Origin of the sequence: Pseudidiomarina salinarum, assembly GCF_000753715.1 — a bacterium.
GTDB lineage: Bacteria > Pseudomonadota > Gammaproteobacteria > Enterobacterales > Alteromonadaceae > Pseudidiomarina > Pseudidiomarina salinarum.
This window is the reverse complement of sequence record NZ_JPER01000002.1, coordinates 70,583-86,548: the sequence shown is the minus strand read 5'-3', so window position 1 is coordinate 86,548 and position 15,966 is coordinate 70,583. Positions and strand designations below refer to the sequence as shown.

Annotated in this window: 18 protein-coding genes; 3 read left to right on the top strand and 15 right to left on the bottom strand. The window is 54.6% G+C overall.

Features of this window, described 5'->3' with window-relative positions; translation table 11 throughout:
• Positions 1-32 precede the first annotated feature (32 nt).
• Positions 33-1,091 carry a polysaccharide deacetylase family protein gene (locus IDSA_RS05935; RefSeq protein WP_034775246.1) on the top strand — a complete coding sequence of 353 codons (1,059 nt, stop codon included), beginning with the start codon at positions 33-35 and terminating at the stop codon, positions 1,089-1,091.
• Here IDSA_RS05935 and IDSA_RS05930 read toward each other — a convergent pair.
• From IDSA_RS05930 to IDSA_RS05910, 5 genes are read right to left on the bottom strand one after another with little or no spacing between them, the layout of a single operon-like run.
• Positions 1,088-1,702, bottom strand: coding sequence for an SCO family protein (locus IDSA_RS05930; RefSeq protein ID WP_034775159.1), 615 nt, complete (start codon positions 1,700-1,702; stop codon positions 1,088-1,090). The two genes, IDSA_RS05935 and IDSA_RS05930, sit on opposite strands and share 4 nt — an antisense overlap.
• A gap of 25 nt (positions 1,703-1,727) precedes the next feature.
• Positions 1,728-2,681 carry a heme o synthase gene (gene cyoE / locus IDSA_RS05925; RefSeq protein WP_084694059.1) on the bottom strand — a complete coding sequence of 318 codons (954 nt, stop codon included), beginning with the start codon at positions 2,679-2,681 and terminating at the stop codon, positions 1,728-1,730.
• A gap of 22 nt (positions 2,682-2,703) precedes the next feature.
• Positions 2,704-3,687, bottom strand: coding sequence for a COX15/CtaA family protein (locus IDSA_RS05920; RefSeq protein WP_034775158.1), 984 nt, complete (start codon positions 3,685-3,687; stop codon positions 2,704-2,706).
• A gap of 4 nt (positions 3,688-3,691) precedes the next feature.
• Complete coding sequence (locus IDSA_RS05915) at positions 3,692-4,234, bottom strand: hypothetical protein (RefSeq protein WP_034775157.1); 543 nt, start codon at positions 4,232-4,234, stop codon at positions 3,692-3,694.
• A 2-nt stretch (positions 4,235-4,236) separates the two neighbouring features.
• Positions 4,237-4,959 (bottom strand): SURF1 family protein, encoded by a 723-nt coding sequence (locus IDSA_RS05910; protein ID WP_157980778.1) that lies wholly within the window; start codon positions 4,957-4,959, stop codon positions 4,237-4,239.
• A gap of 26 nt (positions 4,960-4,985) precedes the next feature.
• Between IDSA_RS05910 and IDSA_RS05905 the strand changes: the two genes are divergently transcribed.
• On the top strand, positions 4,986-5,201 hold the full coding sequence (locus tag IDSA_RS05905) for a DUF2909 domain-containing protein (protein ID WP_034775153.1): 216 nt from the start codon (positions 4,986-4,988) through the stop codon (positions 5,199-5,201).
• Between the two features lie 36 nt (positions 5,202-5,237).
• Here the strand turns inward: IDSA_RS05905 and IDSA_RS05900 are convergent, their stop codons facing one another.
• From IDSA_RS05900 to lexA, 6 genes are all read right to left on the bottom strand, one after another.
• On the bottom strand, positions 5,238-6,122 hold the full coding sequence (locus IDSA_RS05900) for a cytochrome c oxidase subunit 3 (protein ID WP_034775151.1): 885 nt from the start codon (positions 6,120-6,122) through the stop codon (positions 5,238-5,240).
• 9 nt (positions 6,123-6,131) lie between these two features.
• Complete coding sequence (locus IDSA_RS05895; protein ID WP_034775149.1) at positions 6,132-6,710, bottom strand: cytochrome c oxidase assembly protein; 579 nt, start codon at positions 6,708-6,710, stop codon at positions 6,132-6,134.
• Between the two features lie 5 nt (positions 6,711-6,715).
• On the bottom strand, positions 6,716-8,302 hold the full coding sequence (ctaD, locus tag IDSA_RS05890; RefSeq protein WP_034775147.1) for a cytochrome c oxidase subunit I: 1,587 nt from the start codon (positions 8,300-8,302) through the stop codon (positions 6,716-6,718).
• Between the two features lie 13 nt (positions 8,303-8,315).
• The gene (gene coxB, locus IDSA_RS05885) at positions 8,316-9,437 is read right to left on the bottom strand and encodes a cytochrome c oxidase subunit II (RefSeq protein ID WP_084694058.1); all 1,122 of its coding nucleotides are present in this window, start codon (positions 9,435-9,437) and stop codon (positions 8,316-8,318) included.
• 299 nt (positions 9,438-9,736) lie between these two features.
• Complete coding sequence (locus tag IDSA_RS05880) at positions 9,737-10,150, bottom strand: hypothetical protein (protein WP_034775145.1); 414 nt, start codon at positions 10,148-10,150, stop codon at positions 9,737-9,739.
• Positions 10,147-10,767, bottom strand: a complete 621-nt coding sequence (lexA, locus tag IDSA_RS05875; protein WP_034775144.1) for a transcriptional repressor LexA — start codon at positions 10,765-10,767, stop codon at positions 10,147-10,149. Before lexA ends, IDSA_RS05880 begins: the two co-directional genes overlap by 4 nt.
• Positions 10,768-10,913: 146 nt before the next feature.
• Here lexA and plsB point away from each other — a divergent pair, with 146 nt between their 5' ends.
• The gene (gene plsB / locus IDSA_RS05870; RefSeq protein WP_034775141.1) at positions 10,914-13,358 is read left to right on the top strand and encodes a glycerol-3-phosphate 1-O-acyltransferase PlsB; all 2,445 of its coding nucleotides are present in this window, start codon (positions 10,914-10,916) and stop codon (positions 13,356-13,358) included.
• 22 nt (positions 13,359-13,380) lie between these two features.
• Here plsB and ubiA read toward each other — a convergent pair whose 3' ends face one another.
• From ubiA to glpE, 4 genes are read right to left on the bottom strand one after another with little or no spacing between them, the layout of a single operon-like run.
• Positions 13,381-14,247: a 4-hydroxybenzoate octaprenyltransferase gene (gene ubiA, locus IDSA_RS05865; RefSeq protein ID WP_034775139.1), complete on the bottom strand. Its 867-nt coding sequence runs from the start codon at positions 14,245-14,247 to the stop codon at positions 13,381-13,383.
• Complete coding sequence (locus IDSA_RS05860; protein WP_051986120.1) at positions 14,219-14,788, bottom strand: chorismate--pyruvate lyase family protein; 570 nt, start codon at positions 14,786-14,788, stop codon at positions 14,219-14,221. Before IDSA_RS05860 ends, ubiA begins: the two co-directional genes overlap by 29 nt.
• 9 nt (positions 14,789-14,797) lie before the next feature.
• Complete coding sequence (locus tag IDSA_RS05855; RefSeq protein ID WP_034775137.1) at positions 14,798-15,634, bottom strand: rhomboid family intramembrane serine protease; 837 nt, start codon at positions 15,632-15,634, stop codon at positions 14,798-14,800.
• Positions 15,635-15,958 carry a thiosulfate sulfurtransferase GlpE gene (gene glpE, locus IDSA_RS05850; RefSeq protein ID WP_034775135.1) on the bottom strand — a complete coding sequence of 108 codons (324 nt, stop codon included), beginning with the start codon at positions 15,956-15,958 and terminating at the stop codon, positions 15,635-15,637.
• Between the last annotated feature and the right edge of the window lie 8 nt (positions 15,959-15,966).

Below are 15,966 nucleotides of genomic sequence, written 5' to 3'. Positions count from 1 at the left end.
GCCATTGTCCCCAGAAATTGCGGAGGTCAGGTATGTGGTTGCGACTGTTTTTGGTTTTTATCGGGTCGGCCTGGTTAGTCATCTCAAATCCGGCTGCGGCTGGTATCGCTATTCTGCAATATCATCATATTGGTGATGATACACCCAGGGTCACTTCGGTAACAGCGGTGGAACTGGAAACCCACCTGGCTTATCTGGTGGAGCAGGATTTTACCGTATTATCACTGACCGAGGCTGCCGCCTATCTGGCTGAGTCCCGCCCGCTACCTGAGCGTACGGCGGCGATAACCTTTGATGATGGCTGGCGCAATGTGTATACCGAGGGGCTGGAGCTCTTCAAGAAGTATCAGCTGCCGTTCACGATATTTGTTAATCCAGAACTGATGCGCGAAACACCGCATTTATACATGACCTGGGATCAGCTGCGCGAACTGCAGGATTATGGCGCTACCATAGCGAACCATTCCAACAGCCACGGGCATATGACCTGGCGGCAAGAGGATGAGACTGAAGCCGAATGGCTGGCGCGGCAGCGCGCTGATGTGGTTGACGCGCAGGCCGAAATCGAAGCGGAGCTGGGTGAACAGCCGAAACTTTTTGCTTACCCTTATGGTGAATACAATCCGGAGTTAGAGGCGATGCTGGCGGAAGAGGGCTATATCGCATTTGGTCAGCATTCGGGACCCTGGGGTGAATACACGCCGCTAACGGCGGTGCCACGTTTTCCGGCGGCCGCGCAATATGCCAACCTGGCAACGCTGCAGACCAAGCTACTCAGCCTGCCCTTGCCGATTACAGAAGTAGAACCCCAGAGTATGGTGCTGGAGCATGAAACCAAATTTCCTGAGCTGGCGGTTAGCCTGGCGCACAGTGATGATTTGGCCCCGGCGCAGCTCAACTGCTTTGCCGGCGGCGAAGTGGTTGAACCCGTGTGGGTTGGCTTAACCTTCACCATGCAAACGCCACAGCCAGTACCTATAGGTCGTTCGCGGGTTAACTGTACGGTGCCGAGTAAATCAAAAAGCGGTCGGTTCTACTGGTTCTCGCAGCCGTTTATCCGGCCAGACAGCAACGGCCGCTGGCCCGATTAGTCGGCGATGAGGCTGAAATCACTGACCAGATCTTTCATATTCACTGTCGGGATCTGGCCAGGCTGATGGTCGGTTTTGAAAATCGCCTGCAGGTTGCCGTCGGGGTTAACCAGTATGATCGCCGCGCTGTGATTGACCAGGTAATCTGTCTCGTCTACATCCGGAATAGAATACATTAAGCCCAGGCCTTGAACGAAGGGGTAAAGCTGCGGGTGTTCGGCCCGTACGCCGTAAAACTCCTCGCCGAAGAAGCCGGCATAATCCGCCAGCCGCTGCACGGTATCGCGCTGGGGATCGACGGAAATCATCCACACTTTCACCGGCGCTTCGGTATGCTGCTGCAGCTCGGGGAGGATCTTCTTAAGCTGGGCCATGGTAGTCGGGCAGATGTCCGGGCAGAAAGTGTAGCCGGTAAACAGCAGTGTCCACTGGCCTTCCAGCGCCTGATTCTGCAGCGCCGCGCCATCATCGCCGGTTAGGTTAAAAGGCGCGATAATCCGCGGTGGCTCATACACCAGCGCTTTCGCCTGAGGCTGCGGCAACAGCAGATAAATAGCGATACCACCAGCCAGTGCCAGCACCGCGACCAAGCCAATCAGGAATTTTTGCATCTGAAGCTCCCTTTGCTAAAAAATATCAGCGAAATGCTAACGCCGGCATCATAAAGTAGTGATCCACCAGCAACAGTATGAACAGTGCGAACAGCTGCCAGATCGAAAACTTAAACATGTTGAACGCCGTGTGCTTATTGGCCGCAAATTTCAGCTTCCAGGCGTAGCCAAGAAACCAGATGCTGAGAATGCTTGAGCCAATCAGGTAAATCAGACCCGACATCCCAACCAGATAGGGCAGCAGACAGATAACGCCCAGCAAGATGGTATACAGCAGGATGCAGGTTTTGGTGAATTCAATCCCATGGGTAACGGGCAGCATCGGAATGTCCGCTTTGGCGTAGTCTTTCGCCCGGTGCACCGCCAGTGCCCAGAAATGGGGCGGCGTCCAGGTAAAGACGATCATCACCAGCAGCACCGCAAAGGGGTGAATCTCGTTGGTGACAGCGGTCCAGCCAAGTAATGGCGGCGCCGCACCGGCCAGGCCGCCGATAACGATATTCTGCGGCGTGGCGCGCTTCAGATACATGGTATAGATAACCGCGTAACCAATCAGGCTGGCGAATGTCAGCCAGGCGGTCAGCATGTTGACCCAGATGGCCAGAATGGCGAAGCCGACTGCGCCGACGATGCCGGCGAAGCTGAGTACCCGCCGTGGCGACAGGGCACCGGACGGTAACGGCCGGCGCAGGGTGCGTGCCATACGGGCATCAATGTGGCGATCCACCAGATGGTTAATGGCTGCGGCGGAGCCGGACATCAGACCGATACCGGCAATAGCCGGAACCATAATGTCCCAGCCAACCCAGCCGGGGCTGGCCAGGCACATACCCACTATGGCGGTCAGCAGCAGCAGGGCAACCACCCGCGGCTTGGTCAGTTCCAGGTAATCACGCCAGCTGGCGTGACGCTTATAGGTTGCCGCCAGTTCGGCATCGGTTTTCGCGAGCGTTAAATCTTCAGGTATATCTTCGGGCATTAGTTACATCCTTGCCGCAACGTCAGGCGTTGCGTGCGATACGATAATTTAGTCCCACCAGGCTCAACAGTAGCAGGGCGCCGACGGCATTGTGAAGCACGGCGATACTAAGCGGCAGGAAAAAGACGATATTACTGATCCCCAGGGCGACCTGCAGCATCAGTAGTAAGGTGATCAAATTGAGATTGCTGCGTATGACCTGTGACTGCGCATTGCGATAGCCACGCCACAGTAACAAGCCAACCACCAGAATCGTAACTATGGCACCGATACGGTGGGCCACGTGCATAGTCATGCGCTCGTTAAAGTCATGGGCGCCATACTGGTAGGTTACTGCCTCAGGTACCGAGAACGCACCGGCGATATCCAGCCGCGCAACCCAGTCCCCTTCACAGATGGGCAGACTGGTGCAGGCCAGTGCCGCGTAATTCGCCGCCACCCAACCGCCCAGCGCGATCTGGCCAATCACTACCAGCAATGCCAGCAAAGCGATACCGCCGAGCTTTCTGGCCCCGGGGTCGCCCAGTGGCAAATGCACCCGTTTAAGGCGCAGTAACGTTAAATAGAGCAGCGAGAAGGTAGCGAAACCGCCCAGTAAATGGCCCATGACCACTATTGGCTGCAGATTCATGGTGACCGTCCACATGCCCAGCGCCGCCTGAAAAATTACCAGTGCCAGCAATGCCAGTGGCAGCTTGACCGGTTGGATAGAATGCTGCCGGGCCCGTACTACCGACCAGATAGCAATTACCAGAATGACCAGGCCAAGTAAGCCTGCGGCATAACGGTGAATCATTTCATTCCAGGCTTTATGGGTTTCCAGTGGAGAGTCAGGCCACAGGGTTTCGGCTACCACCACCTGATGCGCCAGGCTGGGTACCGTCAGCTGACCGTAACAACCGGGCCAGTCGGGGCAACCCAGGCCGGCGTCGGTTAATCGTGCATGCGCACCAAGTACAATGACAACAAAGGTCAGTATCAGGCTGATTTTTACCAGAGCACGCATGAGGCTATCCTATCTTCGAAAGTTTCAGCATAGTGCGCAGGTCCGCAAGCAGGTTTTTGGCTTCCGCGCGCATTTCTTCTTCGTTACTGTAGGTGGGGTAGTGCAGCATGACGTTACCCAGCGGATCGACAATAAACAGGTGATGCTGGGGGATCTCGCTGAGCTTTTGCACCAGATCCGGATTCACTACTGTTTTTACCTGGGGGGTATTGCTGATATTGAGGTTGGATGGCGCGGCGCTGATAAGTACCGGCGTAACGCGCTCGGTCTCTTTACCCAGTGCGACATCGGTCTGATTGATAGCGTACAGTGCCTGCTCACAGTTAACACCGCACTGGCCATCGTCAATCAGGGCAATAACCCAGCCTTCGGGCAAGCTCTGATTCAAGTCCTGCAGTTCAACCGGCGGTACCAGCATGATCCCTTTATTGGTGACAGCACCCTGGTACCAGGTCTGATCAAGCACCAGCTTGGCGCCAATTACCGGGATCAAAAAGGCAAGAATCACCCCGATCAGGGTGGCGCGGGATTTTTTCGCAGACTTCATGTTCATTCCTCTGTAGTTTTTGTTCTGGAACGACTGGCAAAGAATACAATCACCAGACAGGCAAGCGCCAGCGAGAACCACTGTAACGCATAGGCCTGATGCTTTTCGGGAGTCATTACCATAGGCTCCCAGGAGCGCGGCCAGCCATAGTCGGCGGTCTCTGAGAGTAGCACCACATAGGGCGCAATGGGAAGCTGTGTGGCTTGCTCAATCGCGTCGAATCGCAGCTGTTGAATGCGCATCGGCCAGCGTTCGGATTCAACCACCTGATCAGACAACGAAAACCCGTGCTGGTCGGGTTGGTAAAACCAGCCGGACACAGTGACTTCGCCGGCCGGAAGCTCAACCTCAGGGCGTATCTGGCGGCTGACACCAATGGGTACCCAGCCCATATTTACCGGCACATAGTGGTTGAGCTGCGGGTTTTTAAGTAAACCAATGATCTGATAGCCAACCTGGCCGTTGAGAACCTGATTATCGAGCAGTAAGTAACGGTTTTGTTCGAACTCACCGGTGATGCGCACGGGGGCGTAGCGATCAGGTGTTTCGGTGCGCTGGGCAAGGTCAGTGAAGGCTGCGGAACTATCGCTCTGCTGGCTTTGTTCGAAGTCGTCAAACAACGCCTGTTTTTCGGCGGCGCGGTCAAGTTGCCAAAATCCCAACTTGACCAGAATGGCAATTGCCAGCACAGTGAGCAGGGTCGCAATAACTTTGCTTTTACTCATACGGCGCATCTGGAGCGGACGAATTAATGGAACTTGCTGCTAAAATCATTCTGGTACTACTCATGGTGTTTATGGTCTTCAACTTATTCCGCGCCTTGTTGGCTATGTTACGCGCGGATCCGACCAAACCCTCAATGACGCACTATCTGGGCCGACGGGTATTATTCTCGGCCATCGCGATGATACTTATTGTAATTCTGCTGTTCTCCGGCGTTCTGGTACCGAATCCGCGGCCGTACTGAGTCTGAGACTCAGTACGCCGCTGTGGCAACGCACGGTTAAAGTACGTAGACAAAAATAAACAGACAGACCCAGACCACGTCAACAAAGTGCCAGTACCAGCTGGTTGCCTGGAAGGCGAACTGGTTGTCGTGGCTGAAGTGGCCTTTCAGCACCCGGAAGAACATCACGATCAACATGATGGTTCCAAGCGTTACGTGCATGCCATGGAAACCGGTCAGCATGTAGAAGGTGTTACCGTAAACACCCGAATCCAGCTGCAGGCCTAAATCCTGATAAGCATGCACATATTCCATACCTTGCAGGTACAGGAAGATTAAGCCTAACAAAATGGTGATACCCAGCCAGACTTTAAGCTGCGTGCGTTTACCCTGTTCCAGGCCAACATGGGCAAAATGACAGGTAATCGACGAGGTGATCAGAATCAGGGTGTTATAGAGCGGCAGACCGCCCCAACCCATGCCCTGCGTGGTGGTGCCACCCGGGGTTTCTGTCAGCGGCCAATGGGCGCTGAAATCGGGCCACAGCACTTCGTTGGTCATGGCATTGTTACCACCCCCGCCAAGCCATTCCAGCGCGATTACCCGGGCGTAAAATAGCGCGCCGAAGAATGCCGCAAAGAACATCACCTCAGAGAAAATAAACCACGCCATACCCTGACGGTAGGAGTCACTTAGCTGGTTGCTGTACAGGCCCGACATAGACTCGTTGATCTGGTCGCGGAACCAGCCAACCAGCATCACCAGAATGGTCGCGATACCCGCCAGCAGGATGTAAACCCCGTAGCCCTCAGTATCGTTGCTCATATTTATTACGGTATGGCCTGCACCAACAGCAATCAGGCCCAGACCGACGGCACCGACAATCGGCCAGGGGCTCGATGCGGGGACATAGTATTTTTCGTATTTTTGTTCTTCTGCCATAACAAATCCTCAGTCCGCTGGCTGCTGCATGAGCGCCAGTACATCAGGTGTAGCATGGGCTGTCATATCGTACAGCGTATATGACAAAGTCAAAGTATGAATATGATCCGGAATATCAGGGTCCAGGTAGAACTGCATTGGCATGGCCACATCATCACCGGCTTTCAGCGGCTGCTGATTGAAACAAAAACATTCGGTTTTGTTCAGGTACAGCGCCGCCTCGCCTGGGGCGACTGATGGGATAGCCTGGGCGACCATGTCGCCGCGTGTCAGGTTGTGTGCGAGGAAATTAACCACCCGGGTTTCGCCCGGATGCACACGAACACTGGTCACTTCAGGTTCAAAGTCCCATGGCATGCCTTTGTTCACACGGGTAATAAACTGGACATTGACGGTCCGCGAAGTATCGACTTCACGGACGTTGGCCGCCGCCTGTTCATTGTTGGTGCGGCCGTTAAATCCGGTAAGATCACAAATCACGTCGTATATAGGAACCAACGCAAAACCGAAGGCGAACATCCCGGCTACTGTAAACAGCAGCCGGCGAACGATGCGCATATTATCCGGGCGTGAATTGGTATCAGTCATCGCAGTTATTTCACCTCTGGTGGTGTTTCAAAGGTGTGGTACGGCGCCGGTGAAGGCACTGTCCATTCCAGACCTTCTGCGCCATCCCAAGGTTTAGCTTCAGCTTTTTCACCACCACGGACACACTTGATCACGATGTACAGGAACAGCAACTGCGTCAGGCCGAAGGCAAAGCCACCGATACTGACGATCTGGTTAATGTCAGCGAACTGCAACGAGTAATCCGGGATTCGTCGTGGCATACCAGCCAGGCCGGCAAAGTGCATCGGGAAGAACAGCACATTAACGGAAATCAGTGACAGCCAGAAGTGCCAGCGGCCAAGGGTTTCGTTATACATGTGTCCGGTCCACTTCGGCAACCAGTAGTAGGCCGCAGCCATGATGGAGAAGATCGCGCCGGTGACCAGTACGTAATGGAAATGTGCCACCACGAAGTAGGTGTCATGGTACTGGAAGTCGACTGGAGTAATCGCCAGCATGAGGCCGGAGAAACCACCAATGGTGAACAGGATAACGAAGGCCAGAGCGAATAGCATCGGTGTTTCGAAGCTAAGCGCGCCGCGCCACATGGTCGCTACCCAGTTAAAGACTTTCACGCCGGTAGGCACTGAGATCAGCATGGTGCAGTACATAAAGAAGAGTTCTGCGGCCACCGGCATCCCGGTGGTGAACATGTGATGCGCCCATACCAGGAACGATAAACCTGCGATGGCGCCGGTGGCATACACCATTGAGGCATAACCAAACAGCGGTTTTCGCGAGAACGCCGGGATAATCGCGGAGACAATCCCGAACGCCGGCAAGATCATGATATAGACCTCAGGGTGTCCGAAGAACCAGAAAATATGCTGGAACATCACCGGGTCACCGCCGCCAGCAGCGTCAAAGAAGCTGGTGCCAAAGTATTTATCCGTCAGTACCATGGTCACCGCCCCGGCCAGTACCGGCATAACCGCAATCAGCAGGAAGGCGGTAATAAACCAGGACCAGACGAACAGTGGCATCTTCATATACGTCATGTCAGGAGCACGCATATTCATAATGGTCACGATCACGTTGATCGCGCCCATAATCGATGAGATACCCATAATATGCACAGAGAACACGAACAGTGCGGTTGAATCGCTGCTGTAGGTGGTCGACAGCGGTGCGTAGAAGGTCCAGCCAAAAGCCGGGCCGCCGCCTTCCATGAACAGTGAACCCAGCAGAATCGCAAACGCGAACGGCAGGATCCAGAAGCTCCAGTTATTCATCCGTGGCAGCGCCATATCCGGCGCGCCAATCATCATGGGGATCATCCAGTTAGCCAGGCCGGTGAAGGCTGGCATAACCGCACCAAATACCATGATCAGGCCGTGCACTGTGGTCATCTGGTTAAAGAAGTGTGGATCAACCAGTTGCAGCCCCGGCTGGAACAGTTCGGCACGGATGACCATTGCCATCGCACCGCCCACCAGGAACATTGTAAAGCTGAACCACAGGTACAAAGAACCTATGTCTTTGTGGTTGGTTGTAAACAGCCACCGGGTGATACCCGACGGCGCGTGGTGGTGATGATCGTTGTGATCAGCCTCGCCAGCAGCATAACTCATAGTCGGGTCTCCCTTACTCGTTCATAAATTCGTTAATATCAGCGGCTTGGATCAGGTCGCCGGTATCATTACCCCAGGCATTACGCTCGTAGGTAATTACCGCAGCCAGTTCGCTCATGCTGAGCTGGTTGGCGAAAGCCTGCATCGCGGTTCCTGATTTACCATTCACCACGATATCGATATGGCCCTGAATGTCATTCATCACCATATCGGTGCCTTTCAGACTCGGGAACACTCCAGGAACACCCTGACCATTGGCTTGATGGCAAGCCGCGCAATTGCCGAGGTAAATTTTCTCACCCAGGTCCATCAGCTCGTCTTTGCTCATTTCCATGCTCAGCAGTTCTTGCTCGCGCTGTTTGGCTTCACGCTGTTGTTGTTCCTGTTCAGCCAGCCACTTTTCAAACTCGGCCGGCTCTTTTGCGATAACAACCACAGGCATGAACCCGTGGTCTTTACCACAAAGCTCAGCACACTGGCCGCGGTAGATGCCGGGCTCGTCAACACGGGTCCAGGTTTCATTAATAAAACCCGGGTTAGCATCTTTTTTAATGGCAAAAGCAGGGACCCACCAGGAGTGGATAACATCATCTGAAGTGATCAGAAAGCGGACTTTCTGTCCGGTCGGGATCACCAGTGGACGGTCAACTTCAAGCAGGTAGTTTTCACCTTTCTCAAGCTTGTTGTTGATTTGATCCTGACGGGTAGCAAGTAAACTGAAGTATTCAACATCGCTGTCAAAGTACTTGTAGTGCCATTTCCACTGCGAACCGGTAACCAGTACTGTTACGTCTGATTCGCTGACATCCTCCATAGCAATAAGCGTGGAGGTGGCGGGAATCGCCATACCAATCAGGATCAGGAAGGGCACAATAGTCCAGACAATCTCCACCTGAATATTCTCATGGAAAGTTGACGGCTTGCGGCCTTTTGATTTGCGATGGCGAACAATGGACCAGAACATGGCACCAAAGACGACCAGACCAATGACGCAACAGATATAAAAGATGGTCATATGCAGGTCGTATACGCGGTTACTGACTTCGGTTACACCCTGAGTCAGGTTAAACTGCGACTGTGCACTGGCAGCAAATGGAATGCTTGCTGACAGCGTCGTGATTAGTCTCGTTCTCACGGGACATCTCCTCTCATTCTTCCGACGCGGGATTACCGCGAATACACCGAAGTGCGAGCCTGAAGAACAACGAGGTAAGCAGAAAAAGGAACAGCATTTCGAAGAAAATCGCTTTCCCTACTAACCCTTTGTTGTTATGTGTTTTTAGTTATTATCATTTTTTGTGTTAGCAGTAAGCTGCTAGAACAAAATACCATGAGTAGCCGAAAAAGCCACCGCCAAAGTTAATAAAATTTGAATTTACGGAATAAAAAAAGGGCTGCCGAAGCAGCCCTGGGGTACTCGCCTTCACCGCAGATTTAGTGGAGTGGGGTAGATGAAGGCAATTCGTTAAAAACGAAACTATGGGTATGACTGACCTTGCTGGCCATTTTTAAGCGCTGTTCCATGCGCGGCGCGATATCATCCAGAAAGCTGAGAACCAGGCTGCTGGTGCCAGCGAGCAAGGCTTGCTCGGTCGCCCATTCGCGATGATCCTGGTCGCGACCGCTGACCCAGCGAATGCGGGTGCGACTAACGCCTGCGGCCACCAGCCGGGCGATAACATCGCGGGACCCGCCAATCACAGTAATCCATTCGGAGGTGCGCAGCGCTAAAGAATGCAGGCGCGGCAGGGCTTCTGCGAAACGGGTGTTACCGATTTCAACTTCGGCACCTGTGGTCCAGGATTCAGCGAACAAGCTCTCAGGGTGTTGTTGATAATTGTGTCTCATAACCATGCTCCATTGCGAATAACGCCAACTGCTAAGCCTTCAACGGTGAAGAACTGTTGGGTCAGATCGACCTGAATGGGGGAAAACTCGTCGTTTTCCGGGTGTAATATAATCATCTTGCCTTTGCGTTCAAAGCGCTTGACGGTGACGTCTTCATCAACCCGGGCTACCACGATCTGGCCGTTGCGGGCCTCCTGGGTTTTATGCACGGCAAGCAAATCACCATCAAGAATACCGATGTCCTTCATACTCATACCGCTGACCCGCAGCAGGAAGTCAGCGTGGGGGCGAAACAGGTTTTCGTCGACCCGGTAATGACTCTCAATATGTTGTTGTGCGAGAATCGGCTCGCCGGCAGCTACCTGGCCGATAAGCGGCAGGCCTTCGGGGATGTCTTCGTCGTTAGTACCAAGCAGGCGCAGGCCGCGGGACATGCCCGGCAGTATTTCGATGGCGCCCTTTTTCGCCAGCGCTTTCAGGTGCTCTTCGGCGGAGTTGGCTGATTTAAAACCAAGCCGCTGGGCTATTTCAGCGCGTGTGGGTGGCATGCCCGTCGCATCGATTGTATCTTTAATCAACGTCAGGATTTCTTGCTGACGCGGTGTTAATGGACGCATGATAGTACCTGTTTATCTATACAGTGATACTGTGAGTATATACAGGTGTTTTTGTTTGGCAATGTTTTTTATTGAATTTTTTTCTGGGTTCCGCAATGCCCGATCAATGTTATGCTTTCCTGGTCTGTACTCGGTGAGGGGTTTTCATGAGTTTGAGAGGCTTTTGGCTTAAGGTTCTGTACTGGCCGGTGCGCTGGTTCACCCGCTTTGAAGTGATACTGGATAAAGACGCGGAGGCGTTACAGGGTGCTGAGCAAGTCGTATACGTTATGCGCTCGACCTCGGTCACCGATCTGCTGGTGGCCCGGCGAGCCCTGCGCAAGACCGATCTGCCTGACCCCCGCGAGCCGCTTTTACTAAACGGTGTGGAACACGCCCGTATGCTCTACCTTGAGCGGGCCGGTAAGCAATCCAGTGATATTGCTATCGACGAATTTCTGAGCTTGCTGAAGAATCACCAACAGGATACCAGTCTGGACGTTAAGGTTATTCCCGTTGGCTTGTTCTGGGGCCGAAAAGCGGGTCAGGAGCGCCGTGAAGGCCATACCATGGTGGCTGATCTGGAAAACCCCGGCCGCTGGCGTAAGTTCTGGCTGGTGCTGTTTTCCGGGCGGCACATTCTGGTGCGCGGCAGCCGCCCCCTGAGTATCCGCGAAGTCGTCAGCAAAGACGGTGCCGATCGGCGCATGGCTCATAAGTTGGCGCGGGTTGCCCGCGTTCATTTCGTGCGCCTGCGTCATGCCGTCGCCGGACCAAAAATTACTGAGCGCGAGCTGGTGATCCAATCCCTGCTGGAAACCGCCGCGCTAAAAAAAGCCATTAAAGACGAAGCCCGTAGTAAAAAAATATCAGCAGAGCAGGCCCGCAAAACGGCTTACAAATACCTGGATGAAATCGCCGCCAGCTATAGTGAAACCCTGGTGCGTATGCTGGATCGTTTTATGGGCTGGCTATGGAGTCGCATCTACAACGGTATCCATGTGGAAGGGGGCGAGCGCATCCGCGCGCTGGCGCAGGCCGGTCATGAGGTAATTTACGTTCCCTGTCACCGTAGCCACATGGATTATCTGCTATTAAGCTATGTCATCTATAAAGAAGGCCTGGTGCCACCGCATATTGCAGCGGGTGTGAATCTCGACTTTTTCCCGGCCGGCCCGCTGTTCCGTCGCGGTGGCGCCTTCTTCATCCGCCGCAGTTTTAAGGGCAATAAGCTCTACTCAGCAGTATTTCGTGAGTACCTGAACCGGTTGTTGCAAAAAGGCTATCCGGTTGAGTACTTCACTGAAGGCGGGCGTAGCCGCACCGGTCGCTTGCTACCACCGAAAACGGGAATGGTGGCAATGACAGTGCAGGGTATGCTGCGTGGTCAGCAACGACCGGTTTCCATCGTGCCCGTGTACCTGGGGTACGAGCATGTAATGGAAGTGAACACTTACTTAAAAGAACTCAAAGGCAAGTCTAAAGAAAATGAGTCGGTATTTAAGGTGCTAACCAGTTTGCGCCATTTACGTAACTTCGGCGAAGGCTATGTCACCTTTGGTAAGCCGATTAACCTGAGTAAGACATTGGATCGGTTACAGCCGGACTGGCATGAGTCAACCACCACCGGCGCTCAAGAACCATCACGGCCAAAATGGCTGACGCCAACGGTCAACCTGCTGGCGGAAGAGATCATGCAGCGCATCAATGATGCCGCCGCCTTTAACAGTATCAACCTGACCTCGCTGGCCTTGCTGAGCTCTGAGCAGCATGCGCTAACCCGTGAGGAGCTGGTCAGTCAGCTTGATCTCTATACCCGTATCATGCGCAGCGTTCCCTACAGCAATGACGCCTATGTGCCGGAACAAAGCGGAGCGGAACTCTGGAAGCTGGCGTTGCGCCACGACAAATTCACCGTGGTTGATGACAGCATGGGCGAGTTGATCCGGGTTGACGGTACGACCGCCATTGCTATGACCTATTATCGCAATAACATCATGCACATGGTGATCGTACCGGCGATAGTAGCCGCGATTGCCAGTGCCCACAGCCGGTTTAAAGCCAGCACCGTGATCAACCTGCTGGAAGAACTGCATCCGCTGCTACAGGATGAGCTTTTTATCAGCCATTCGCGCGATCGGATGGCGGCCTGGGTGGACGCATTGCTGGAGGAATATGCTGAAATCGGGCTCATCCACGAAATCGACGAAGAAGATGTGTACCAGGCTGCTGCCCGCGATACTCATGCCTTCTTCCAGCTTCAGTTGCTGGCGCGCAGTGCCGCCGAAACCCTGCAGCGCTATGCGGTGGTACTGGAGCTGCTGCAACAGATGCAGCCAATCGGGCGATCCGATCTGGAGCGCCATTCGGTGGCACTGGCCGAGCGGCTGAGCGCAATGCACGGTATTAACGCGCCGGAATTCTTTGATAAGAAGCTGCTGGCCAATGTAATCGGAACCTTAAAGCGCGAAGATTACATTGCAGTGGATGATGACGGACAGCTAATCGCTGATGAACGCGTTGGCCGCTTCAGCGACTCCATCGATACGCTGCTGGAGCCGCCGGTACTGCAAACGATCCGGCAATCCGTCCAGCAACTGCTCAGCAGTTAAAACCAGAACTTAAAACCAGAACTTAAAACCAAAACTCGGCGGCCACTGCGGTCGCCAGAACCAGGCCGACATAGTTATTGTGCAGGAAGGCCCGCAGGCAGCGCTGCGGGTCACGCCACCAGATCAACCGCTGCTGCCACAAAAACAGCAGTGCGATAATCGCCAGCCCCACCTGATAAATGATACCAAACTCAAGCAACCGCCCCAGCCAGAACAATAGCGCCAGGGTGATGATCTGCAGCAGTCCGATCGAAAGGCGATCATAGCCACCGAACAGGATCGCGGTAGACTTCACGCCAATGCGCAAATCATCTTCCCGATCCGTCATGGCATATTCAGTGTCGTAGGCGACGGTCCAGGTAATATTGGCAGCAAATAAAACCCAGGCAGCCAGCGGCAGGCCCTGATCAAGTGCCGTGAATGCCATCAGGATACCGAAGCTGAAGGCAATGCCCAGTACCACCTGTGGCAGGTTGGTAAAGCGCTTACAGAAGGGGTACAGAATGGCCACCCCGGCGGCGGCAACGCCAAGCAGAATAGTCGCGCGGTTAAACTGAATCAGGATAAAAAATGCGATGGCCAGTAACAGTGCGAACAGCAGCATGGCATGCCACGGGCGTAGCTCGCCGGCCGCAAGTGGGCGGTTGCTGGTGCGGGTCACATGGCCGTCGATATGGCGATCGGCAAAATCATTGATCACGCAGCCTGCCGAGCGCATCACAAACACTCCCAGCATAAACAGCACCACTACTTTGAGTGGCGGTGACCCGCCACCAGCAATAAGCAGCGCGGCCAGTGTGGGCCAGCCCAGTAGCATGCTGCCAATCGGGCGGTCAGCGCGCATCAGACGCCAGTAGGCGTTAAAGCGAGTGGTCGCGGGAGGGTTCATGAGCGATCTCCTGATAAAATGGTGTCGCGCCAATAAAAACTTCGGCCACCAGAATGGCCTGGCCAGCGGCGGTAAAGCAACTGCGGCGTCCCCACAGCGGGTGTGGGCGGAAGCCCAGTTGCTGATGCAGCGCACCAACCACTGTGGTCGGTTCAAAGGCGGCGACTTCAATGGCACTGCGCTGCAAGTCCGGCTGGGAAAACAGATGTTCACCAAGCGGGCGGGTGCCCAGGCTATTAAGCTGTAGCTGCCCGCTGGCATCAGTATGAGCAAACACGCTACGGGCAAAAACCCAGGGCTGCTCATCACACCAGAGAATGACCTCACGGACGGTGGTTGCCTGCGGGTTTCCAAGCCAGCGCGCCTCGTCGGCGGTTACCGGTGCATCCTGCTGACGTAGCAACTGCACCCGGAAATCCTGACACCGACTTTTCAGCTTAGCGGTTAATGAATCCGGGTCGAGCAGCCAGTCGCGGGCGGCTGCGGGAATGTCCGCGCGGGCCGTCGCGGCTGGTTGCCATGGGGTATCTGAGAACGCCATCAATACTGCTCAGCGCGCCATGCGCGAGCGCTCGCTCAGCCAGCGCAGCACCCCACCTAACACCAGACCACTGATAAGACCAGCGGTATGGGCGGTATTGGCGACGTTAATCCACAGCAGATCCGTGTAGCCCAGAATCAGCCAGATAAGCATAAAGCCGATCAGACCCGGCGGCAGAAACAGCGGATGCGTAGGCCGTTGCCAGGCAACCACCACAGCAATGCCGAACAGGCCATAAACAACGCCGGACAGCCCGCCAAAATAGGGGCCGCCGATATAGAACTGAGAAATATTTGAGGCCAGCGCACAGATTACAAATGCCAGAATCAGCCAGGTAGTGCCATACAGGCGTTCAAAGCGCCCGCCCAGATACCACCACCAGAACAGATTAAAGATCAGGTGCAGCAGGCTGAAGTGCAGCAGCGCGGGCGTGAGCAGACGCCAGGGCTGGCTTAATGGCAACTCATCCCATGAATCACTGATGCGCAGGGTATTGAATATGGCTTCGGCGGTGGTTGGCACCAGCAGCAGTAAAAATACCACCAGCACCGCGCCGGCATAAATGGCGGTGAACAAGCCACCCTGACGCAGGACCTTTTTCAGTGGCGACTCGCTCGCCGTAGCAGGGCTATTGCGGCTATCCTGATGGTCTTCATCAGCTGCCGCAGGGTCGGATTTAAATTGCTGAATCAGCTCCTTAGCATGCGCCAGGTAGCTGGATTGGGTCAGCCAGAGCTCTAGCTGGTTACCGTGCTCACTGACCGTGACCGGTACGCCCTGTTGCCGGAGAAAGCGGTGCAGCCGGCCCATCATATCTGCGTCACGGGTGGTCAGTAGTTTCTTCATTTAGTTCGACTCCACCGCATCGGGAAATTGCTGGCCCCAGGCGGTAAAGCCGCCGTCCAGGCTGCTGACCGTTTCCAGCCCCTGATGGCAAAGGTAATCGGCGGCACCCTGGCTACTGTTGCCGTGGTAGCAAACCACTACCACGGGTTGATCATCTTCAACGTCCTGCAAAAAATCCGCCAGTGTGGCATCTGTCAGATGCACAGCGCCCGGAATATGCCCGGCAGCATAAGAACGGGCGTCGCGAATATCAGCAAAGCGGGCCTGGCCCTGCTGCCAGAGTTCGTGTGCTGTTTCAGCGTTAATCCGCGTGAATACTGCCATAACCAAAC